Source organism: Priestia sp. BR_2, assembly GCF_041954005.1.
Classification (GTDB): domain Bacteria; phylum Bacillota; class Bacilli; order Paenibacillales; family Paenibacillaceae; genus Paenibacillus_AQ; species Paenibacillus_AQ lautus_A.
On record NZ_JAVFHM010000185.1, the window covers coordinates 134,145 to 156,814 of the forward strand.

Sequence of the window (22,670 nt, forward strand, 5' to 3'; positions counted from 1 at the left end):
GAGGAGCTTCAGAAGCTCCTCCTGTTTTTTTGCGGTCTGAAGTTTATTCTCCTTGCTGGTGGGCAGCCTCGTCTTTAATCTCTTCCCGGAAGCCGGAAATACTCTTTTCGCGACGAGCATTGCGGTCTTGAATCTGTTCCTTCTCGCTTGCGGGAATCTCATCCCCGAACTCCTGAAGATAATCTTCTGCCTCGCGGAAGTTCTCGATCGTGTTTTGGACGGCCTGCTGCAAATGTTCGACATTGTCTTCGCGATTATCAGGTTTAGTCATGAAAGTTCACCTCCTTGTATGTAATAATCTTGCTCATTCGCACACCTCAAAAGTCTTCCATAATCGAAACATCCTTATGCATCTGAGAATGACGCTATCAAAAAAGCTACAGTATTGTAAATTTTGCAAGCCGGTTCTTTACATTTCCGTAGGATGTAATATGTTATAATGTCGAAAAAGCAGACTTGCCGGCATGACATCGAATAAGAGGAGGAAGAATTCTTGATATCTAGACGTTTTATATTCTGGCTCGGTATGCTGATGATGATTGTATTCATGTTAGCAGCCTGTACCTCAGAACCGATAAAACAACAACAGCAAACTTCTACTGTAGAAGACCCTCCTGAATCAATTGAGGATGAAGAAGAAGGTCAGACCATCACACTAGTAACGCCGGATACGGCCATGAAAGCACCTGAGGAAAAAAGCAAATATCAGATACATACACGGTTGACGGATTTCCATCTGCTCAATGAGTCAACGGGGATTGCTTGGGGGATCACGAACACAGAACTGCGTCTCTATCAGACCGAAGATTACGGTGAGACCTGGGTCGATATCTCTCCATCATCCAATGTCCAATTCGTTGATAAGCTGGAGTATGGGAAAGACATCGTGTTCACGGATAAAAATCATGGTTGGATTATACGAAACAAACAGAGATCCGCCGAAACGATCCTACTCAATACGACCGACGGGGGCGGCAGCTGGAAGCTCTCTTCGCTTCCGGAGACGGGAGTCGTTACGGCAATGTCCTTCGTTTCATCCCAGCAGGGATGGATTATGGCGAAAGGCGATCTCTCCCGGGGATCGGAAGAGAAGTCGCTGTTTCACACCAGCAATAATGGCGGAGTATGGGATGAGATTATGCAGAATACGGAGTATCCGACATCCCGAATTCCGGGAAGCGTCATTCCGCGAACCGGATCCGTCATCGGATTAACGTTCACGGATTCGCTTGTCGGGTTTGCAACCATCCGTGAAATGCAATCTTCCAAGTTGTATATAACACGTGACGGAGGACAGAAGTGGAAGTCTTCCGGCCAAGTATTCAAAAGCAAGCTGCTGGATGCGTGCGGTTCCGTTTTTGCCGGGACTCCCAAGTATCTGGGCAAAGGTGGAAGCGGAAGCGAGATTTATATACCGGTTACCTGCGTGAAGGAAGATCAGGCGAACTATTTGGGTTACTTTACGGCCGATACGGGGAAGTCATGGAATTTGGTGTCGTTCCCCATGACGGGAAATAGCGGGAAGGGAACCATCCAGCCTGTCTTCCGTCGTCTGCATGACGGATGGAGAATGGTGAACGGCATCGTCTATCATACGAGCGATATGGGCAAGACCTGGACACCATTCCCTAGAAGCAAGCTGTTGTCCGATAATCTTGCAAAATATCCGAATGTGGTCAAATTGCAATTCACATCGTCGGATGTCGGCTGGATGCTGATTGAAACGACGGACAAAAACCGATCGCGCCTGATGAAAAGCAGTGACGGCGGCGTTACCTGGCAGGGGTTGTAATACCGACTAATAACCTACAAGCAGGATCTGATTCGCCAATCGAAAACCCTCTCGATGACGAAGGCTTTATCGGCTAAAACCAACGGTTCCGATAAAGCCTTTATAAACTTATTATATTGTGAAATAAATCACAAATAAAATTCAACCTGTATGCTACTATAAAGATGTAATCAGGTACGTCAAAAAGTTTGGAAGGGGACGATCCTTATGCATACCGATCAAATGACGATAAATTTCCTTCGCTTGTGCTACCATTGCGATGATGCATGTTTATGTCAGACGGAGGAGCAATGTCTGGCTTGCTGGAACGAGCAGGACATGGCACCGCAGGACCATGAAATGACGGGACAAGAAGAAACGATGAAGTGGATGAGATTGGCTTACGATTAAGCGGGTATGAACAAGATGAAGACAATGAATGGATCAGGGCGTTATAAGGTTCCGTGAAGAAGCTGATGACTGGCACATTGCCGGCATCAGCTTTTTTTGGCGCTCCCAGAAAGGGACAAGTTCTTTAAAATTTCAATCAAACTTTCCATGATGCATGAGTTAAATTGTCCGACATAAAGCATATACATATTTCAAGACAAGGTGGAGGGGGGAGCCGTATGGGATCGGGGTCAGATTGGATGTTCGATTTTTTCGGCAGCGTTATGCCCGTGTTTTTCATCGTCGTCATCGGGATCATTTTGCTGTCGGCCGGTAAGGGAATCCTGCAATGGAGTCAGAATAACCGACAGCCTTTGCTATCGGTCGATTCCAAAATTGTGAGCAAGCGAACGGAAGTGAAACATACACAGCAGACGGATGATACGATGTCGAGCCGTACTCGTACCACCTATTATCTGACATTCGAAGTGGAGAGCGGAGATCGCATGGAATTTGCCGTAAACGGCGAGGAATTCGGCATGTGCGCGGAAGGGGACGAGGGACTGCTTCGTTTTCAGGGAACCCGGTACTACGGATTCGGCAGGCACCCCAGAGCGCATCTTCATGTGGTCCGGGGTTATGAACAACCTAAATAAGAGGCTGGTTCATTTTATGACGCCTTCTCCTGTGGTATATAATGTAGGAGAAGGAGGAGCTGCCTATGAAATTTCAGGATAAAACGGTGGTGATAACGGGCGCTGCGAACGGGATAGGCCGCGGATTGGCTGAGGCTTATGCGGCTAGCGGAGCTCGAGTGATAGTAAGCGATGTTCATGAAGAGCAGGGCAATCTGGCGGCAAACACCTTGAAGGATCAAGGATTTCATGCCGTCTTCATCCCCTGCGATGTGAGGAAGGAAGAAGAGATTAAACGCCTGATGAACCAAGCGGCCCAATATGGGGGCACCATCGATATCTTAATAAACAACGCAGGGGTCTCCCGATGGAAATCACCATATGAGCTTACGGTGGGAGAATGGGACGACGTAATCAACACGAACGCCAGAAGCTGTTTTTTGGCTACCCGCGAGGCTGCCGCATATATGAAAAAGAGTGGGAATGGCGGGGCTGTCGTCAATATATCCTCCACGCGTTCCATCATGTCCGAGCCGAATTCGGAAGCTTATGCGGCTTCCAAGGGAGCCATCGTTGCGTTGAGCCATGCCATGGCCGTTAGTCTGGGGCCCGATGGAATTCGGGTGAATTGCATAAGTCCGGGCTGGATTGAAACCGGGGATTATGAAGAGCTTCGATCCGAGGACCATAAGCAGCACCCTGCGGGTCGGGTCGGGATTCCGGCCGATATCGCCAAAGCCTGCTTTTATTTTACCGATCCGGAGAATGACTTTGTAACAGGGTCCCATCTGGTGGTGGACGGCGGCATGACCCGCAAAATGATATATGAACCTTAACTTGTTGCGGATAAAATAAAAAAGGATCGTCTCCTCGGGGACGATCCTTTCCTGATTATAACCCGTATTCGCAAAACAGTGGCGAATATCAATATAGCCGCTTGGACTTAACGGACGGTTATAGCCATGGAATCCGTCTTGCCGCTCGTCCGGTCGGTTACGCTGACAACAGCAATTCCGCTTTGATTCGCGCGGGCAACTCCCTGTTCGTTAACGGAGATGATATGGGGGTTGCTGCTGCGATAGCTGAGTTTGTCGAGGGATTCCTTGCGGCCATCGGGGTGAAGAAGTTCAGCCCGAAGCTGCTGCGTTGTCTTGGAAGTCATTAGATCCTTGCCCAGGAGCCGGAGAAAAGGCTGATTTCCATCGAATGCGGCCGTGACATGGAGCGTTTCAACGAATCCGTAACGTTGGTCCTTAACCGAGATCGCAGCGCTTCCCGGAGATATCGCCTTCATCCGTCCGTTTGAACTCACTTGAATGATATCCGGAGCATCGGAAGTGTACGTCAGCTCTTCCGCCTGTTCACGCATCCCGCCCGGAAAGCCGTACCAGGCTTCGATCTGTTCCGATTCGCCCAGTTTGAGCTCATCTGAAGCTTCCACGCGCATCACGATCGGGGCTAGCGGGTACACGCCGACTTCGGTGAAGCTATTCCACGGGTTGGCATTATTTCCTTTGCCCAGTATCCGAATGTATCGGGCTGTCGTTTGCTCCACAAGAAAAGTTTCAGGCTGCACAGTCGTGCCGGAAGTCAGCCCATTCTCGTAGATGGTCGACCATTCTTCGCCATCGACGGAGGCAAGAACATCAAACCGGTTTTTACGGGTATCCCCTAAATATATGGCCAGCGAAACAGCGCCCACTGGCTTCAGCCCACCCAGGTCAAGCTGTACGTATTCCGTACCCGGCGCGGACCAGCGAGTGCTCAGGTTGCCGTCGACGGTATGTTCCGGAATGTTCGCCGATTCGGGAACGGCGCTCGCGGTAACATGCCGTACCTGATATTTTAGATGGTTCGGCGGTTCGCCTATGGCCGGATTCCGGGTGAATTTGATGGTATATCTATTGCTCAGATTCGGTTGAGCGTCGTTCTGAATGACGATGGTTGCCGTACCCGGAATCGTATCTGCCTGATCAATGGACACGGCATGCTCCGCTTCGGCCGTCATCACAGGCGGAGAGGGAGCATCAAACGGAAGTCCGACTTCATAATACGTGACTTCTGGACGAAACCCATGGAGCGGCATTCCGTCCATGAATAAACGGTTAGCCATAGGTCGCGCTGCCGGTTCGGGCAGATCGCCGTCAGGTATGGTCCATTCCAGCAGGGGAGTAAACCCCGTCTCCGCTGGAGGTATCGGATCGTTTGCGTATAAAGGAACCATGCGAACGGACAACCGGACATGCTGGACGTGCTCCAGGTGTATGGTCAGCTTGCGCATGCCTTCGTTGCTGGATTGGCCATCCGGATTCGGAGAGGTGGCCAGCGGCGCTGCATCCATGACGGAGAACCGGGCGCCGGCCGGTCCTTCGACCAGCTCAACATACAGCCGCTTATCCAGTTGTGAAAGAATGGCGGCGCGTCCATTCTCCACAATCTCCACGTCCGCTCCGGTGTGCATGAACCAATACAGCTCTGAAGGAAGCTTCAGTTTCATCTCATCCTGGACGACCAGCTCGCGTCTATCGGCGGAGAGTTTCATTCCTCTTAACATCTCGCCTGCGTCTTTCCGGTACAGGTCGGTCATATTTAGAATTGTATAGGCTCCTCTTGGCTTCGATTCCTTCTTTATCGTAACGGCTGTGCCGTAAGGCTCTTGCTGAACAATCGGATTCTGGGCGGGATTGATGACGATGGTATTATGTCCCTCGGTTTTTTTGCGGTAATACGTCCAGCGATTATAATTGTAATCCCAGAAGCCGGGCAAGCTGTAGGATTCGTTCCCCAGATCGGATGCCCACCTTACGCCCAGCGCGTCAAAAACGAAGGTACCGCCATCCAGATCGTTATGGCTTCGCATCGTTTCGTTAACGCCTTTCATGGAAGCAAACAAGGCATAGGGATCATCCCATGCGCTCCGCATGGAGGCCGATTCAATGCCGGTGAAGAAACGATCCAGCTCCGTCGGAACCGTTTCAAACATGCCAGGCTCGTAAAACACCAGATAGAGAGGGTGGAAGTAGCCCTTGCGCTCATACAGATCGCCAATAAACCAGGCGTATTCAGGTTTGTTGAAGAACGAGGCGAACCATAAGGATTCATACATGTTGTAGCTGACGCCGCCATCATAAAAATTGAACACGCCGCCCTCGCCTAGCAAATGATACGGATAAGCGCCCGATGCCTCGTATCCCGGCAGCAGGGATAGCTCAAAATCGGTACCCAGGCTTTTATTCAAGCCTTGAATATACATGGCCAAGTATTGGCCTCCATAATGCCAATAAGCAGGACCTTCCGGCCAAGAACCGTCCTCGGTATAGTGACGAAGCGCATATTGCAGCTTCTGAAACGTGCTCTGGATGACTTCCAGCGCCTGATCCTCGGTCTCAGGCTCATCCGCAACGGTTAACGCAAGCAGGCCAAGGCCTCCGTTGTCTACCAGGTTAATGTTATTGTGCTCCCCGTTATGGCGGAATTCACCCCGGTACCAATCGAGCGCGACAGCAAGCGCATGATCTCGAATCGCCGCATTCAATTGGGCTCGCTGAGCTTCATTCAAATCGTCGTATATCCAATCGTAGGCCAGCGCAACGGCGAAAGACAATTCGGACAAGGCAAGGATGTTGTTGGTTCTGCCGCCCCAATCGGGGTAGTGCGTCATCGCTTCCAGTTCCTGCCACGCACGTTCGGCATAACGGGATTCGCCGGTCAAGCGATACATGAGCGCGGTCGGAATCAAGCGGTCGCGTAGCATGTAGGCATTGCCGCCATTAGGTTGGTAGGTTAGCGGCGAAGTTGCAAGGACGGGGTCCGCTTGATTTCTCAAGAGTTCCATCCACTCCGTCATATAACGATCTCCGCTTGCCAGCAATTGCTTGGAGCGGTTCAAATCGTCCGTGGATGCGAGAAGGCGCGGATGGGAACGGGCGGATGAGGCATGACCGTGCAGCGATTCCGAAATTCGATCTGCCGTCGGCCCGACAAAGACCAGCATATCGCTTTCCGTACGTCCGCCACGTCCATCTTCAGCCGATACGCGAAAACGGTCGTACCCCAGATAGTTTTCATTGGGAGCATATCGATAAGTACCCTCTGCATCCACTTGAACCGTGCCCTGTGCCGGCGGTGCTTCAAGTTTCCATGCGATCGGATCTCCATCCGGATCCTTCGCTTTCGTGAACTGGCCGGAAAGGGAAGTATTCATCGTCGTATAACCCCATTCCAAATCCAACAGGGGAGCAGCATTCACAGGAGTAACGTGGATCGTGCCCTGGCCGAATTTGGCGCCGCCCGTATCAGCCTGCAGGGCAGCAAACTGGAAGCGGTCCGTACCGCTAAAGCCGCTGTCGGGATAGTAGGCAAAGCTGCCGTTCTCCTTTACGGTAATCTTGCCGTGCGCAGGCTGGGAGACGAGGAGATACGTATGGTCGGCACCGCTGCTGTCGCGCGCGGACAATTGCCCGAGCAAAGCTTGGCCTTGAGCCGTTTCGCCTTCGTAATCGTCCACCAGCAAGGTGTCCGGCGCATTGACGCTGACCGCCATAGAGGCGGTATGAGCACCGTCATAAGTCGCTGCCGTTACGGTTGCAAGTCCTGTGGAAAGGCCGGTTACGTCACCTTGATCCGTCACTTCCACGACTTCCGGATTGGACGCAGACCACTGCAGCTGAGGGGGAGGCGACGAACCTGGCTCATAACGGACGGAAGGTGTTATGGTCTCGCCCGTATTCAGATAGGCCACATCCGGTTCGATCGCGATGGATTGAAGCGGCTCCTCAACCAACACATCGTCGAACCAAGCTTTGCCCGTTCCGGTTTCCAGAAACAGCTCAACGGTCAATAGGGGCGGTGAGGCTGCATTATCCGGAACGGTGAACAGCTTCTCCATATACGTCCAGTCTTGGGTGCCCTTGAGCGTTCCGACATGAACCAGCACATTGCTGGTCCCGGTTCGCTTCATTTGATATCGGATGAGCGCGGCATTGCTGACGGACTCCGTTTTGACCCAGCCGCTGATCCGATACGTTTTCCCGACCTCTACCGGGATGGACTGGGTTATGGCTGCCCGGCTGGACGTTCCTGCGGGACCTTCGATGCTGACCGATTGCTTCCCGGATTTGAATATTCCCGAATCTACTCCCAATATGGGCGAGCCTGTTGGAAGCCACTGTCCCCAATTTGCCGGCTTGATTCCGCCTGACCAGCTGGACCCCGCCTCCGTTGCCTCAAAACCGCTGTTCACAAGCAAACCCTCCTGTACTTGATCTCGTTCGCTCTCTGCCCATGCCAATGGGGGCGGCAAAAAGCCATGAAGCCCCGTAATCAGCACGAGTACAATCAGAGCCATTCGTTTCACATCCATTCCCTCCCGACTGATATCGATTTCCGGCCATGAAACCGGAACACTTCCATCGTAGAGGAAGCCGCAGCGTTCGAGTATGATACAATTTCGTGATGCATTAACATTTTTGAAGAAAACCTGTTCATGTTAAATAAAAACAGTATGATGTAATTAATGTAAGTGCGGAAAGAATACATCTAAGGAATGGAAGGAATGAGGGTATGGGGAAATTGACGACAACCACTGCAAGAAATGAGCGATCCAATCGCGTATCCGTGTTCGTTACGTTGCTCATGTCCTATCTTGTGGTACTGCTGATCCCGGTCATCGTGTTCTGGGGTCTGTATACCCAAATCGAGCGAATTATGATCGAGAATGCCAACAACTCCAACATGGCACTCATCGAACAGGCCAAGCAGGTCGTGGACAGCCGATTGGATGAAATGCATTTGATTTCTCGGAACATTACTTCACATCCGAGACTGGATACGCTGTTAAAGGCAGGATCCCCTCAAACCGGAGCGGAGCATTACAATTACTACACCTTCATGCAGGAAATGCAGCGGTACCGAAACAGCAGCAGTTTTATCACCGATTTTTATGTGTATCTTGATGAGAGCGATACGGTTCTCAGCCCAACCTTAAAAACGACGTCCAGCGTCTTGTTCTCCGATATCTACGGATATGAAAGCTTAACCTTTCAACAATACCAAGCAGATATACTGCGCGGCGTTCATTTCAACCGGTATCTGCCCGTAGCGGAGGTCGGCAAAGGCCTGAACCAGAAACGAATGCTCACATATATGCAAACGCTTCCATTTGGCGAGAAAAACAACCCTAAAGGCGCCCTTGTCATGCTGATCGACGAAAGGCAGATTACAGGCTTGCTCGAGGAGATCGTGAAAACCAACAACGGAACGATATCCATTAAGGATGCCAGCGGTCAAGTGATTCTTCGTGCCGGTGAAACCGCAGTATCCAATGTGGGTAAAGCTGAGGATAAGCAGGCCGTCATGACGGTATCGTCCAGATCCGCACGCAGCGGGTGGGAGTACGTGTCGGTCGTGCCGGAAAAAGTGTTTATGGAAAAGGTGAATATGGTCAAACGAATGGCCGCAGGCGTTCTCGGCATCTGCCTGGCCGCCGGAGTTGCCGCTTGCGCGTACATGACGTACCGGGCGTATTATCCCCTGCGCGACATTATCCGCTTTATCCGCCAATCCCATCCGGTCAAGGAGGGGAAGGTACGCAACGAATATGATTTCATCAAATCCACGATGGCCGATTCCTTTGGCAAGCAGACGGAAATGAAGGAGCAATTGTCGAGGCAAACGCCGGTGATCCGGTCCAACTTTTTGCAGCGTTTATTGAAGGGAAACGTGGATGCGGCCGATATGTCGGAGCATGCCCTGGAATTCATGGGGATATCGTTTCCGCATCCCGGCTTTGCCGTTGCCCTGATCGAGCTGAGGGATGCCAGCGGGTTCATTCATAACGAACGGGAAAGCGAATGGGCCCTGATCCGCTTTGTCACAGGGAAGGTGGCCGAAGAAATTCATCCCTTTACCGCGTATTCCGTGGATCTGGAGAAGAACCAGGTCGCCATGATTCTGAATATGCCGGAACCTCTGCAGGACAAGGCGGGCGAGCTGTACGATTGGGCGGAACAAGTGAAGCTGGTGATCGAACAGCGCTTCAAGTCCGAGATCACGATCGCGATCAGCGATATCCGTTCGGATCTTGGATGTTTGGCAAGCGGATATACCCAAAGCTTGAAGGCGCTGGAATATTCCATTTTTACGGCCTATAAACCGATTTTATTCTACGATGAAATGAAGCAGAAAACGGGGGTGTATTATGATTTTCCCATTGAGACGGAAATCCAGCTCATTAACGCCATGAAAAGCGGGGATACGGATAAGGCTCAGGATATCATTCAAAGTCTGTACCACAACAACTTCAGCGGTCAATCCATCTCGCCCGAGCTCGGTCGACTCATGTTCGCGAACCTGCTCAGCACGATGTTCAAGCTGCTCAATGCCTTAAATTTGAAATACGAGGACGTATTCGGTCAGGCAGGCAAATCGATCGAGGACATTACCGAGGGCAGCACGGTAGAGGAGCTGTACCGGGAAGTGAAATGGATGTTCGGCCAAGTCTGCCTGTACGTAAGAGACCAGAGAGGCGATTCCTCCTCGCAGCTCCTGGATAAGATAAAAAGCTACATCGCGGAGCATCACGACGATGCCATGATCAGCCTGGCTTCCATTGCCGAGCAATTCGATATCACGCCGCCCTATCTGTCGGCCTTCTTCAAGAAGAACAGCGGGACCAATCTGACCGATTACCTAGCCAAAATTCGGATCGAGCGCTCCAAGGAAATGATGCGGGATGCCAAAAATACGATTTCGCACATCGCCCGTTCCGTCGGTTATACCAGCGATGTCGGTTTTATCCGGGTATTCAAGAAATACGAAGGGATCACCCCGGGAAAATACAAGGAAACCCTGCATTCCCTATCATCAACCTTAAGAAATGATCATCTCAATTCTTAATCGCTGTATATGGATCCAGAAACTGTACGATATACGTTGAAAGCGCTTCAGCATTAATATTTGAGGCAGGGCCGGCATCAACTCGGCCTGAACATTTGAGATGATTATTCATTAGGAAAAAAGGGAGGCGTCGTGATTTGAAAACAAACCGGAAACGTATGACGAGACTGGCCATCTTCATGCTGATTGTGGCTATGATTGCCGGGTGCAGCGGAAAAGGCTCGGGAGCCGAGGAGCCTGCCGGCGACAAAGGCAAGGAAGGAACGGGCGTTGCCTCAGGCGGAGAAACGGGGTATCCCGGCCAGCTGACCTATTGGGTATCGCTGAATGCCAACGCATCGGCAACGATGCAGGATATGAACGGCATTGCCGCCTATCAGGAAATGGAGAAATTGACAGGGACCAAGGTTGAGTTCCAGCATCCGCCGGCAGGGCAAGAGGCAGACGCCTTCAACATTATGGTCTCGTCGGGCAACTTGCCGGATGTCGTGGAGTATGGCTGGGCCAACGTATCCGGAGGGCCGGATAAAGCGATATCGGACGGTTCGATCATTCGCCTGAATGAGCTGATTGAAGAGCATGCTCCAAACCTATCGAAACTGCTGAACGAACACCCGGAATACAAAAAGCTGATAACGACGGATGGCGGAAACATTTACGTATTCCCGTTCATCCGCGGAGACGAGTATCTGCTGACCTTTAACGGCCTTATCATCCGCCAGGACTGGCTGGATCAGCTCAACCTGCAAGTGCCGGAAACGATTGACGAGTGGTATGAAGTATTAAAAGCGATCAAGACCCAGGATCCCAACGGGAACGGTCAGGCGGATGAAATCCCGCTCCTGCTTGATATGGATATGACGGGCATTAACCATGCATTTGTCGGCGCGTGGGGAATTACGACAGGATTTTATCAGGTGGACGGGAAGGTACAGTACGGCCCCATCCAACCGGAATTCAAATCTTATTTGGAGACGATGAGCAAATGGTATGCCGAAGGCCTGATCGATCAGGATTATGCGGCAACGGACGGGACGCTCAAAGATGCCAAAGTGACCAACAATCAAGTGGGTGCCTTCTCCGGATACATGGGCAGCAGCCTCGGCCGCTATTCCGAACTCATGTTAAAAAGCAATCCGGACGTCAGTCTGGTGGGCGCTCCCAACGTTGTGCTAAAGAAGGGGGACACGCCGCTTCTTGGACAGAAGGATTCGCCGTTCAACGGATTTGGGGCGGCTGTGACGAAAGCGAACAAATTCCCGGCGGAAACGGTGAAATGGCTCGATTACAAATATGGGGAAGAAGGGCACATGCTGTTTAATTTCGGGGTTGAGGGAGTCAGCTACGAGATGAAGGACGGGTACCCGACCTATACCGACGAAGTGATGAAGAATCCAGATGGGCTGTCGATCACCCAGGCGTTGTCGAAATACAACCTGGCGAGTTATTCGGGACCTTTCGTTCAGGATCGCCGTTACGTCGAGCAGTATTCCGCGCTTCCTCAGCAAAAAGCGGCCATTGAGACATGGATGAAGGCGGAGAACGACCGTTTAATGCCGATTATTTCGCCGACGGCAGAAGAGAGCACGCGTTATGCCTCGATCATGAACGATATTAATACGTATTACGAAGAGATGGTCAACAAATTCATTATGGGCGTGGAGCCGATCAGCGGCTTTGATCAATTTGTCCAAACGGTGCAGGGAATGGGCATTGAAGAAGCCCTTCAGATTCAGCAGTCTGCGCTGGACCGTTTTAACAGCCGGTAAGTTGTAGAAGCGCATGAAGAGGGAGAAAACGGGCGAGCCGTATCCTTCTTCATGCGGGTTATTTTTCACAGAGGAGGGCATACGGTGCAGCTAAAGGAAGAAACAAAACGCATGACGATACAGAGCAAATCCGAGAGCTTCAGCGCAAGAGCAGCGAAGGACTTTCGCCGGAATTCCACGATCTACCTGATGCTGCTGCCGGTTGTGGCGTTTTATGCCGTGTTTCATTACGGACCGTTATACGGCCTGCAGATTGCGTTCAAGAACTTCTCCGCAGGGCTCGGCATCTGGAATAGCCCATGGGTCGGCTTTCAACATTTCAGCGATTTTTTTAACGGATTTTTCTTTGAGCGGGTCGTTTCCAATACCATTATCCTCGGCGCGTACGATCTTATCTTCGTATTTCCCGCCTCCATCGTGCTGGCCTTGATGCTGAACGAGGTGCGACATCGGATCTTTAAGCGGACCGTACAATCCATTACGTATATTCCCCATTTCATTTCCGTTGTCGTTGTTGTCGGGATGCTGGTTGATTTTTTGGCGGTGGACGGCCTGATCAACCATATCATCACCTACTTCGGCGGCAAGCCGATTTCGTTCATGCGGCTGCCGGAATGGTTCCGCACCATCTATACCTCGTCCGCCATCTGGCAGGGGATTGGCTGGGGCTCCATCATTTATCTGGCGGCGATTTCCAATATTGATCCGTCCCTGTATGAGGCGGCGAAAGTGGACGGTGCCGGCCGCTGGAAGCAGATGCTTCAAATAACGCTCCCTGGCATCCTGCCGACCGTGATCATTCTGCTTATCTTGCGGATCGGTTCCTTTATGGCACTGCAGGATGAGAAGATCCTGATTATGTACAACCCGGTCATCTACGAGACGGCAGACGTGATCGGGACTTATGTCTACCGCAAGGGAATACTGGAAGCAAGCTACAGCTTTAGCGCCGCTGTCGGCATGTTCAATTCCTTGATTAACTTTGCGCTGCTCATTGGAGCCAATTATCTCAGCAAGCGGTTTACCGATACGAAGCTGTGGTAGAGAGGGGGATCTCATGCGAACTACTAGATCGGTCAGTGAAGTCCTGTTTGATTCTGCGAATGTCATTCTATTGTGTTTGTTATCGATCATAACGTTATATCCGTTTCTCTACGTATTGTTTGCTTCGATCAGCACGCCGGCCGAATTCGTTCAGCACCGGGGCATCCTGCTGTGGCCCAAGGGCTTCTCGCTGGACTCCTATCGTATGGTATTCGAGAACCCGAATATCATCCGAAGTTACCTCAACACGATATTTTATGTGGTCGTCGGCACGACGCTAAACATTCTCATGACGGCTCTCGGAGCCTATGGTTTATCCAGGAAAAACGTGATGTGGAAAGGCGCCATCATGATGCTGATCGTGATGACGATGTTTTTTGACGGCGGGCTCATCCCGAAATACCTGCTCGTGAAAAATATGGGTCTGCTTGATACGTACTGGGCATTGATTATTCCAAGCGCCATGACGACATGGAACTTGATTATTATGCGAACGGCATTTCAAGGGGTACCCGATGCGCTCGAGGAATCCGCGCGGATCGACGGAGCCACCGACTGGACCATTCTGTTCCGGATCATCATCCCGTTATCGCTGCCGGTCATTGCGGTCATGGTGCTCTTTTACGGGGTGTGGCATTGGAATAAATGGTTTGATGCCCTCATCTATTTAAGGGACCGGGACTTGTTTCCGCTGCAGTTGATCCTGCGCGAGATTCTGATCCAGAACGATACCAGCAGCATGATGACCTCGGTAGGAGGGGGAGATCGGATGCCGGTTGGCGAAACGATTAAGTATGCGACGATTATGGTGGCGACGCTGCCGATCTTGTTTCTGTATCCGTTCTTGCAGAAATATTTCGTGAAGGGCGTCATGATCGGCGCCATCAAAGAATAGGAGGTATGTGAACCATGTGGGAACAGGCCATCATGGATGCGGTTGAAAAGACCAAGAGGAACATCGGTTTATTTCCGATGAAATTCCCTCACATCACGGCGGAGAAGCGATACGAGTGGGGAGAAAGCAATGACTGGATTGAAGGCTTCTACACCGGAATGATCTGGCTGTGTTATGAATATACGAAGGACCCGCTGTTTAAGGATACGGCAATCGCTCAATTGGAGGATTACAAGGCGCGGCTGGAGGAGAAGCGGCATCTGGATCATCATGATATCGGATTTCTGTACCTGCCCTCCGCATTGGCCGCGTGGATCGTGGATGAACATGAAGAGGGCAAACAGCTGGCCCTAAAAGCAGCCGACCATCTGATGCTGCGCTGGCGGGAAGAAGGCCAGTATATTCAGGCCTGGGGCCGGAAGGGCGACGAGAAGAACGGCGGCCGCATTATCATCGACTGCATGATGAACATACCGCTGCTGTATTGGGCGTATGACCAAACAGGCGACGAACGCTACAAACGCGTGGCCGTCGCGCACGCGGAGAAGAGCCGCCGTTATTTAATGCGAGGGGATGATTCTTCGTACCATACCTTCTACTTCCAGCCGTCGGACGGGAAGCCCATCGGCGGTGGGACGCACCAAGGATATCACGACGGCTCCACCTGGACGCGCGGGCAAGCATGGGCCATCTACGGATTTGGGCTTTCCTACCGTTATACCCGTGATCCGAAGTATTTGGATACCGCCGTGCGAGCTGCCCGCTATTTTATCGAGCATTTGCCGGAAGACCATGTCGCCTATTGGGATTTTGACGTTCCGATCGAAGCGGGTACGCCTCGCGACAGTTCCGCTTCCGCCATCGCCGCATGCGGGATGCTGGAGATCTTGGAGCACCTGGAAGAGGAAGATGGCAATAAAGGGCTATTGACAGACGTCGTCGAGAAGTCCATGATCTCCCTTGTAAACCGTTATTCCACTATCGGTGAAGCTGCCGAGGAAGGCTTGATCAAGCATGGTTCCTATTATGTCAGAGGCGGGATGGGACCGGACGATTACATGATCTGGGGGGATTATTATTATCTCGAGGCCTTGCTGCGACTGACCAAAGGGATACCTGGCTATTGGTACGAGAGAGGATAGTAGAACCGGATCCGTGAACTATAACGGGAACGCCGCAATCTGTGCGGCGTTCCCTTTTTTGTGTAAAATAGGATAGGATCATTGTTCACAATATACTCATTAGCAATGAGGGAACGTCTTTGTTATGATGGGGAAGATTCAAATTTAAGATAAATGGTTTGGAGGAGATAGGCATGTTGAAACATGTGAAAACTTCGGTTCTGCTGACCTTGGGTCTGCTGCTTGTACTGGTGTTCCCGACAGCAACGTGGGCGCATTCCAAGCTGGAATCCAGTACGCCCGCGGCGGACGCCAAGATCACGGAAAGCGTGAAGGAAATCAATCTGTCATTCAATGAAAATATCGATGAAAACTTAAGCACCCTCAAGGTGAAGAATGCGCAAGGCGAAGCGGTAGAAGTATCGGAAGTCAAGGTTAACCAGAACACTATGGCTGGAACGCTGGCAGCACCGCTTCCATCCGGTTCTTACACGGTGGAATGGAAGATCGTTGGCGGAGATGGACATCCCGTTGACGGAACGTATGCTTTCGAAGTCGATGCACCGGAAGGGGAAGCTGCTCCGGAGACTTCTGCCGACACCGAAGAAACGCCTGCGGATACAGGAAATACACCGGATGATACAGCAACGGCGGATGATACAGCCGCAGACAACGCAGATCCGTCGGCGGATACGAATCAGCAGGCGGAGAATACGCCGGCTAATGACACATCCGAAGGAAACGGGTCGACCGTGTGGATCGTGATTATCGTCATTGTGGCCGTTGTCGCAGGATACTTTGGAATTAAAGCATCCCGGAAGAGAAAGTAATGTCTTATTATTGGTTAAGCGAGCCGTTTTTATATTTAGCATACGCCATTCTGGCAGGGATCACGGTGCTGTCCCTGGTACCGAAGGCTTATAAGCCGGACATATCGGTACCGGCCTGGCTCGGCCCAGCGGCGGGGGCAGCCATCATCCTATTCGGCTTTGTGCCGCTGCTGCAAATCATCATGTTCTTCAAGGATGATATCGGATTCTGGCAGTCCTTTAACAGCATCATGTTCAAATTCAGCGAGGGCGAGCGTTATGCCTGGATACTGGTTCTTTCGATCCTATTGGCGGTACTGACCCTGATCGTCCGCCGGAAGCCCTTCTCTCCCTTACGCTGGCTTATGCCCGCTCTTCTGTTGGGCATTGCCGTCGCCATGTCTTCGTTCAACCACGCTGCATCCCTGTTCGATGGCGTTGGACAGCTTGCTTTCTTCGCCCATTTCACGGCGATGGCCATATGGACGGGAACGCTGCTGCTTACAGGATGGTTCAGCACGGAACATGATCGCTGGAGTGCGTTTCTCCGATGGTTCCATCCATTAGCCATCGCCTGCGTCATCCTTGTCATCGGATCGGGTCTGTTCCTGATGACAGCCGTGACGCCGGAACCCGTAAACAGCTGGACGCTGTCCTACGGTCAGGCCCTGCTGGTCAAGCATATTCTCATTCTGCCGCTGCTGGTGTTCGCGTTCGTTAACGGTTATCTCGTCAAGCGCAAGCTGCGCAGGGATACAAGCTATCGACCTGCGGCATGGGCACGAAGCGAGGGAATCCTGATCTGGCTGATTTATATCGTCACCGGCTACATGAACCAGCAGCCGGCGCCGCACGAGGTCGTGGATACATTGGCGTCATATGGCCCTGCAGCAACGTTTGTCTGGTTCCATCCCGGGTTTACGATCGGTGAATTGGCCTTTACGTGGAGCTGGATCGGGATACTCTGCCTGTGCCTTGGGCTTGGTCTCCTCTGGAATGTCGTGAACGTATTTCGCAGGAACCGGGCAGCAGCCGTCGGGCTGTTAAGCGGGTTAGGCGCCGTTGCGCTGATATATTGCGGCTTGATGTTCTCGGTTACCGCCGTTTAATTTGTTTGAAGTGAAAGGTCCTTGCTGTTTAATCAGCAGGGCCTTTTTTTGGTATGGGAGCAATGAGAGATGGCTGGATAAAGGTGGTATACTTGGGGGTGAAGATCGAACATGGACCAAATCTTGAACTGGGGGGAAATATGATATGGAAAAAGTGAAATTTATTCGCTTAGCATCTCCTACGGATGCATCCGTACTGGACCGATTAAACGAGGAGTTTAATGGGGTTAGGATGCAGCTGGAGGAAATTAAATATAGTTTGGAACAAGCGGATGAGATCGTGGCCATCGCTTATTTAGGCGATGATCCTGTAGGATTTGCCTGCGCCCAATCATTTAAGTCCTTTTGTTACCGGGAGCTTGTCGGCGAGATAACGGAAATGTACATTCAGGAGCGGGCAAGAAGGCAGGGTCTGGCAGGAATGCTGCTCGTTTTTCTGGAGGAACAATTGTTCGCGCGCGGGGTGAGAACGGTTAAGGTGCTTACGGGTCATGATAATCACCAAGCCATCGGAGCATATGAGAAATCAGGTTATAAGCGGGAGGATGAAGTGCTTCTGGAGAAAGAGCTGAAATCATAGTGTATAATCCTAACTATGAATATTTCCAATTTTCGGTATGAATGGAGGTGAATCAGAATGTTATGTGATAAAGACCAATACGTTGAAGAACTGCTCGTTCTGAAAACGATTGCGGAAAATTTGAATCAGAGCAACGACATGAAGCAAATGCTGCAGACGACACTCGAAAAACTGTTGGAGTTAACCCATCTAGAGACAGGTTGGCTTTTTCTGGTCGAGGATAAACCCGACTATATTTTGATGGCTGATTACAACCTTCCCCCTGCTTTGTCACGTGAAGACAAAATACCGATGCGATGCGGAGATTGCCTATGTCTTCGCATGTATTGGGCGGGAAGTTTAAACGAACCGGTTACAATGATTGAATGTGAGCGCCTACATAATGCCAAAGAACAGTGCTGGGGAGAAACCCACAATTTGACCCATCATGCTACGATTCCCCTCATGGTTCAAGGCAAACGGCTGGGGCTGCTGAATGTGGGCTCGCCGGACAAAGAGCATTTTAGCGAGGGAGAACTTGCGCTGTTGCAATCCGTTGCCTATCAGATTGGAACGGCGGTCGAGCGGACAGAACTGTCCGAGCAAAGGGAGAAACAGGCGGTGGACAGCATGGCCCGTTTCATCGTCGATTATTATGCCAAGGCAAGCAAAGTAACCAGATATCTATGGAAAATTAACGATATGAAGCGAATGCTTGAGGCGATCGTGGAGGAGCTTGCTCATGCGTTTGGATGGCCGACTGTTGCCATGATTACGTCTGACGATGACAACTTGTATCTTCGTACGGTCCGACAGAATGAAGTGACGCATAGCTGCAAGGAGCTGGTACGAAAGGCTGCCCATAAGACCGCACGAAAGTCAGGAATCGTACAACGGGCATATGAGGAACAAAACGTAGTGGTGCAAGAAGGCCTGGTCCGGGTGCTTCCCGGCGTTCAGCCCCATACGTATACGGCGGCGATACCATTAAAGCATCTTGAGCGTATTTTTCAGACCTATGAGACGATGGGGGTGCTCTTTATTGGCCGTGAGAGTGGGCCCTTCTCTGAGCTGGAGGTTGAAATCTTAGAGGTGCTGGCGGAGCATATATCATTGGCCATTGAAAAGATATGTTTATATTACGAGTGGCAGGATTTATTGTTGGTTGAAGAGAGGAACCGTTTGGCACGGGACCTACATGATTCCGTCAATCAAAAGCTGTTCTCTCTTTCACTGCTTGCCCAAGGCGTGCGTGAGACGACCTTACATGAGAATCCGCATACGGCGGAGGCAATACACGATATTGGACAGCTTGCCCAGGAAACGCTCACTGAAATGCGCTCGTTAATTTGGCAGCTGCGACCTTCCGGAGAGGCCAAAGGGATATTGGCTTCACTGAAGGACTATGCCGAGAAACTTGGCATACAGTTGACGTTTATCATGAAGGAAATTCCTGTTTTGACGAACCGGGTGGAAGAGTCCTTGTATCGAATTGGGCAGGAGGCATTGAACAATATCAGCAAACACGCGGGTACGAATCGAGCCTGGATCCGAATGGAACAGGACGGCTCCTATCTATATATGAAAATATCGGATCAAGGCCGAGGATTCAACCCGGGATCGCCCGAACTCTGTCCGCATTCGCTTGGGCTTACCAGCATGAGGGAGAGGGCTTCAGAAATACAAGGAACCTTAAGTATAAGCAGCGAGGAAGGCACAGGGACGATGGTGACCGTGATGGTTCCGTTTTTATCCCAAGAAAGAGGTTTGAACTTATGAAGATTAAAGTGCTAATTGTTGATGATCATCTCGTTGTATTAAGGGGGTTGCGTTATTTTCTGCAGACACAGCCCATGATCGAAATCGTAGATCAAGCTCTTAACGGGCTAGAGGCTCTGGATAAGGTAGAGAAGCTGCAGCCTGATGTGGTCCTGATGGATCTGAAGATGCCGGAGATGGACGGAGTCGAAGCCACGAAGCGAATCACAAACAAGTTTCCACATACGAAAGTTATCATTCTTACCAGTTTTGCCGATCGGGATTCGGTTTTGCCGGCGATTAAAGCGGGAGCTATTGGATATCAACTGAAGGATATCGAGCCTAAAGTGCTGGTCGAAACCATCATCGCTGCTGTAAACGGAAATCGCATGCTTCATCCTCAGGTAACGAATCAATTAATTGCCCATGTGGCGACAGATACCGAGCCTGTTAAAGGCATCGACATTCTGACCATTCGTGAGCAGCATGTACTTGAACAGATTACGCTCGGCAGGAGTAACAAAGAAATCGCCGCAGAACTACATATTACCGAGAAAACGGTAAAGACGCATATCACGCATATTCTGGGAAAAATGGAGGTGCAGGACCGCACCCAGGCTGCCTTGTATGCGATAAGGAACCATTGGTTTAACACATAGCCATCAGACTATGGTCGTAATGAAAGGTCTTATCTTCGGATAAGGCCTTTTTGGAATGGCTGATTTAGACCTGAGCTGGACGTAACCGGTCTGGAATTGCGTTTAAATGGAACTACAGGGAAACAGTAAGAACAACACTGTAGGCTTGTAATGGCTATAAAGGAGGATTAAACAATGACAATATTAGTTACAGGTGCGACAGGAAAAGTTGGTCGACAGGTTGTGAATGAGCTGCTTAAGACTGGACATCGCGTCAGAGCGCTCAGCCGATATCCGGCATCAGCCATATTACCTGCTGGCGTAGAAGTGGTTGCTGGTGATCTGAGTAAGCCCGACACGCTGGTTCCAGCATTACGGGGTGTGACCGGCCTCCATTTAATCACGACAGGAGCAGGCTTCGTCCCGCTTACGACAGGGGAAGAGATTATTCGAATCGCGGAGGCTGCCGGAGTAAGGCGCGTCAGCGTATTGTGGGACGGAAAGAAAGGGACGGTAGAGGAGGCGCTTGTATCGAGTAATCTGGAATGGACACAGCTGCAGCCGGTAGATTACATGTCCAATGTTATGAACTGGAGAGAATCGATCCGAACCGAGGGTGTAGTACGCGATATGTTTGGTGATTCGTTAAATGCTTCGATTCATGAGCGGGATATCGGTCAGGTGGCTGCAGCGGTCCTGACGGAGGACGTTCATGTGGGCAAAATTTATCCTTTAACCGGTCCCGAGGCGCTAACGGTTCCTGACAAGGTGCAGATTCTTAGTCACTATATCGGTAAAGATGTAAAGTTTATTCAGTTAACCGAAGAGCAGGAGCGTAAACGAATGGCCGAACTTGGGGTTAATGAGGGCGTCATTGATTACGTCATCAACTGGTACAAGAATCCACCAATCGAAGCATACACCGTCAATCAAACGGTTGAACAGATAACAGGACGTCCTGCAAGAACGTTTGCCGAGTGGGCGGAAGAGCACGCAAGATACTTTAAATGGTAAAAAAAGGACTTATGCTGCTATGAATGCAGAAGAAAAGCTGCCTACAGCACTTGCCGATGAGATCCGAATGTTAGCTAAAGCGGCATTTGCATCCGGATTTCAAGTTGTTGGTATTCTGAGCTCAGTTCTATTGATAGGAATCGCAGTAATATCTATGACTTCCCTACGTGATAAAAGCCCTATCAAGGGTAATGAATAACTATCATCGAAATCATCAAAGTACATTCAATAGCATGATAATCCTATCTTTAAGGATCATCATGCTTTTATTATTTGCTGGAGCATCCGGTCATTTATCCATAATGCTGCGTTTCGGAGCGATATTGACCCGGCGTGAGTCCCGTGCTTCGCTTGAATACCGAGTTGAAGGAATGCATGTCCTTGTAACCGACTTTTTCGGCGATCATACTGATTTTGTCTGTGGTGGTTCGCAGCAGCTCGCGGCTCATTCGAATGCGTACGGTCTGCAGATAATGATGCCAGCTCTGGCCGGTATATCTGCGGAACAATCGCTGAAGATGGCGTTCGCTGAAGCCGCTGATCTGCGCAAGACGCGTCAGCGTGAGCTCATGCATGTATTGTCCCTCCACGTATTGAAGGACATCTTGAAAAGAGGGATGCGAAGGCTCCGAGGTGATAGGCTGCGAATGCTCGATGGCCCGGCTGAACTCAATGATCAACTGTAACAGCAGCGTATGCAAATAGACGGCTGAGCCGCTGATTTGCATGGCATAATGTTCATAGAGGGAGACGAACAGCTTCTCGAAACGGTCATGCCGATCCGTAATGGCGCGGTACCCAAGCGAGCCGTCTTCCATCTGTTTCAATAAGAAGGCTGTCTTCGAATCGGAAGCAAAGGCAATCAGTTTCGGCAGAAGCTTAACGGAGAATATGCAATTGTTCACGATGAGCGGCTTCCCGTTGGAAGAGGTAGGCCGGAATACGTGAGGCATTCCGAGCGGTATATAAAACATATGTCCTTTGCGAACCCGCTGCACCGAGTTCTCCATGTAATGGAAGCCTTCTCCCTCAGCAATATACGCAATTTCCAGAAAATCATGGTTATGGTAAGACCCCGTAAAATTCTCCGCGTTACGATTTACATACATCAGGGTGTCATCCCGGAAAAAATAATCTCCGTAATAGGTTTCCATCGGTCGTTTCATCCTGTTTGCTCCTTTTCATAAATCGAGGATGGATGTCCGTTTTACCACATTAAATTGTCCGTTATCCCCATCATCTTGCTTGTAGGTTCACTTATA

At 50.7% G+C, this 22,670-nt stretch carries 19 protein-coding genes; 16 read left to right on the forward strand and 3 right to left on the reverse strand.

The annotated features are described in order from the left end of the window. Positions 1–43 precede the first annotated feature (43 nt). Positions 44–271, reverse strand: coding sequence for a small acid-soluble spore protein Tlp (gene tlp, locus RB298_RS10010; protein ID WP_375119518.1), 228 nt, complete (start codon positions 269–271; stop codon positions 44–46). Positions 272–493: 222 nt separating this feature from the next. On the opposite strand from tlp, the gene RB298_RS10015 reads away from it, so the two are divergent. From RB298_RS10015 to RB298_RS10030, 4 genes are all read left to right on the forward strand, one after another. Continuing rightward, positions 494–1,792 (forward strand): YCF48-related protein, encoded by a 1,299-nt coding sequence (locus RB298_RS10015; protein WP_015734743.1) that lies wholly within the window; start codon positions 494–496, stop codon positions 1,790–1,792. Between the two features lie 207 nt (positions 1,793–1,999). Further along, positions 2,000–2,182, forward strand: a complete 183-nt coding sequence (locus RB298_RS10020) for a hypothetical protein (protein WP_036665338.1) — start codon at positions 2,000–2,002, stop codon at positions 2,180–2,182. A 218-nt stretch (positions 2,183–2,400) separates the two neighbouring features. Next, positions 2,401–2,817, forward strand: a complete 417-nt coding sequence (locus tag RB298_RS10025; protein WP_486046984.1) for a DUF2500 domain-containing protein — start codon at positions 2,401–2,403, stop codon at positions 2,815–2,817. A 65-nt stretch (positions 2,818–2,882) separates the two neighbouring features. Beyond that, entirely contained in the window at positions 2,883–3,632 is a 750-nt protein-coding gene (locus RB298_RS10030) for an SDR family NAD(P)-dependent oxidoreductase (RefSeq protein ID WP_486046985.1), read from the forward strand. A 107-nt stretch (positions 3,633–3,739) separates the two neighbouring features. Here RB298_RS10030 and RB298_RS10035 read toward each other — a convergent pair whose 3' ends face one another. Further along, positions 3,740–8,143, reverse strand: a complete 4,404-nt coding sequence (locus RB298_RS10035; RefSeq protein ID WP_486047013.1) for an Ig-like domain-containing protein — start codon at positions 8,141–8,143, stop codon at positions 3,740–3,742. 215 nt (positions 8,144–8,358) lie between these two features. On the opposite strand from RB298_RS10035, the gene RB298_RS10040 reads away from it, so the two are divergent. The 12 genes from RB298_RS10040 (at position 8,359) to RB298_RS10095 (ending at position 21,607) form a co-directional block, all read left to right on the forward strand. Next, positions 8,359–10,692 carry an AraC family transcriptional regulator gene (locus tag RB298_RS10040; RefSeq protein WP_486046986.1) on the forward strand — a complete coding sequence of 778 codons (2,334 nt, stop codon included), beginning with the start codon at positions 8,359–8,361 and terminating at the stop codon, positions 10,690–10,692. A gap of 137 nt (positions 10,693–10,829) precedes the next feature. Continuing rightward, positions 10,830–12,461, forward strand: a complete 1,632-nt coding sequence (locus RB298_RS10045) for an extracellular solute-binding protein (RefSeq protein ID WP_192572308.1) — start codon at positions 10,830–10,832, stop codon at positions 12,459–12,461. 84 nt (positions 12,462–12,545) lie between these two features. Next, positions 12,546–13,505, forward strand: a complete 960-nt coding sequence (locus RB298_RS10050) for an ABC transporter permease (protein ID WP_009589453.1) — start codon at positions 12,546–12,548, stop codon at positions 13,503–13,505. Between the two features lie 13 nt (positions 13,506–13,518). Then, positions 13,519–14,400 carry a carbohydrate ABC transporter permease gene (locus RB298_RS10055; RefSeq protein ID WP_036665327.1) on the forward strand — a complete coding sequence of 294 codons (882 nt, stop codon included), beginning with the start codon at positions 13,519–13,521 and terminating at the stop codon, positions 14,398–14,400. 14 nt (positions 14,401–14,414) lie between these two features. After that, positions 14,415–15,542, forward strand: coding sequence for a glycoside hydrolase family 88 protein (locus RB298_RS10060; RefSeq protein WP_332294245.1), 1,128 nt, complete (start codon positions 14,415–14,417; stop codon positions 15,540–15,542). Positions 15,543–15,715: 173 nt separating this feature from the next. Then, positions 15,716–16,351 carry a copper homeostasis periplasmic binding protein CopC gene (gene copC / locus RB298_RS10065; RefSeq protein WP_486046987.1) on the forward strand — a complete coding sequence of 212 codons (636 nt, stop codon included), beginning with the start codon at positions 15,716–15,718 and terminating at the stop codon, positions 16,349–16,351. Continuing rightward, the gene (locus RB298_RS10070; protein ID WP_486046988.1) at positions 16,351–17,439 is read left to right on the forward strand and encodes a copper resistance D family protein; all 1,089 of its coding nucleotides are present in this window, start codon (positions 16,351–16,353) and stop codon (positions 17,437–17,439) included. The genes copC and RB298_RS10070 overlap by 1 nt, the downstream gene beginning before the upstream one ends. Before the next feature lie 145 nt (positions 17,440–17,584). Further along, a complete protein-coding gene (locus RB298_RS10075; protein ID WP_486046989.1) occupies positions 17,585–18,019 on the forward strand; it encodes a GNAT family N-acetyltransferase in 435 nt (144 codons plus the stop codon). 57 nt (positions 18,020–18,076) lie between these two features. Beyond that, positions 18,077–19,777 (forward strand): GAF domain-containing sensor histidine kinase, encoded by a 1,701-nt coding sequence (locus tag RB298_RS10080; protein WP_375119524.1) that lies wholly within the window; start codon positions 18,077–18,079, stop codon positions 19,775–19,777. Continuing rightward, positions 19,774–20,415, forward strand: a complete 642-nt coding sequence (locus RB298_RS10085) for a response regulator (RefSeq protein WP_096773435.1) — start codon at positions 19,774–19,776, stop codon at positions 20,413–20,415. The genes RB298_RS10080 and RB298_RS10085 overlap by 4 nt, the downstream gene beginning before the upstream one ends. A 174-nt stretch (positions 20,416–20,589) precedes the next feature. Further along, on the forward strand, positions 20,590–21,408 hold the full coding sequence (locus RB298_RS10090; protein WP_096773436.1) for an NmrA family NAD(P)-binding protein: 819 nt from the start codon (positions 20,590–20,592) through the stop codon (positions 21,406–21,408). Between the two features lie 19 nt (positions 21,409–21,427). Then, positions 21,428–21,607: a hypothetical protein gene (locus tag RB298_RS10095; protein WP_486046990.1), complete on the forward strand. Its 180-nt coding sequence runs from the start codon at positions 21,428–21,430 to the stop codon at positions 21,605–21,607. A gap of 94 nt (positions 21,608–21,701) precedes the next feature. On the opposite strand, the gene RB298_RS10100 is transcribed toward RB298_RS10095, so the two are convergent. Beyond that, positions 21,702–22,574 (reverse strand): AraC family transcriptional regulator, encoded by an 873-nt coding sequence (locus RB298_RS10100; protein ID WP_096773438.1) that lies wholly within the window; start codon positions 22,572–22,574, stop codon positions 21,702–21,704. Between the last annotated feature and the right edge of the window lie 96 nt (positions 22,575–22,670).

Bases quoted from the DNA above. Each gene is read 5' to 3' on its own strand.
- tlp (WP_375119518.1), bottom strand. From the start codon at position 271: ATGACTAAACCTGATAATCGCGAAGACAATGTCGAACATTTGCAGCAG.
- RB298_RS10020 (WP_036665338.1), top strand. From the start codon at position 2,000: ATGCATACCGATCAAATGACGATAAATTTCCTTCGCTTGTGCTACCAT.
- RB298_RS10025 (WP_486046984.1), top strand. From the start codon at position 2,401: ATGGGATCGGGGTCAGATTGGATGTTCGATTTTTTCGGCAGCGTTATG.
- RB298_RS10030 (WP_486046985.1), top strand. From the start codon at position 2,883: ATGAAATTTCAGGATAAAACGGTGGTGATAACGGGCGCTGCGAACGGG.
- RB298_RS10035 (WP_486047013.1), bottom strand. From the start codon at position 8,143: ATGGCTCTGATTGTACTCGTGCTGATTACGGGGCTTCATGGCTTTTTG.
- RB298_RS10040 (WP_486046986.1), top strand. From the start codon at position 8,359: ATGGGGAAATTGACGACAACCACTGCAAGAAATGAGCGATCCAATCGC.
- RB298_RS10055 (WP_036665327.1), top strand. From the start codon at position 13,519: ATGCGAACTACTAGATCGGTCAGTGAAGTCCTGTTTGATTCTGCGAAT.
- RB298_RS10060 (WP_332294245.1), top strand. From the start codon at position 14,415: ATGTGGGAACAGGCCATCATGGATGCGGTTGAAAAGACCAAGAGGAAC.
- copC (WP_486046987.1), top strand. From the start codon at position 15,716: ATGTTGAAACATGTGAAAACTTCGGTTCTGCTGACCTTGGGTCTGCTG.
- RB298_RS10070 (WP_486046988.1), top strand. From the start codon at position 16,351: ATGTCTTATTATTGGTTAAGCGAGCCGTTTTTATATTTAGCATACGCC.
- RB298_RS10075 (WP_486046989.1), top strand. From the start codon at position 17,585: ATGGAAAAAGTGAAATTTATTCGCTTAGCATCTCCTACGGATGCATCC.
- RB298_RS10080 (WP_375119524.1), top strand. From the start codon at position 18,077: ATGTTATGTGATAAAGACCAATACGTTGAAGAACTGCTCGTTCTGAAA.
- RB298_RS10085 (WP_096773435.1), top strand. From the start codon at position 19,774: ATGAAGATTAAAGTGCTAATTGTTGATGATCATCTCGTTGTATTAAGG.
- RB298_RS10090 (WP_096773436.1), top strand. From the start codon at position 20,590: ATGACAATATTAGTTACAGGTGCGACAGGAAAAGTTGGTCGACAGGTT.
- RB298_RS10095 (WP_486046990.1), top strand. From the start codon at position 21,428: ATGAATGCAGAAGAAAAGCTGCCTACAGCACTTGCCGATGAGATCCGA.
- RB298_RS10100 (WP_096773438.1), bottom strand. From the start codon at position 22,574: ATGAAACGACCGATGGAAACCTATTACGGAGATTATTTTTTCCGGGAT.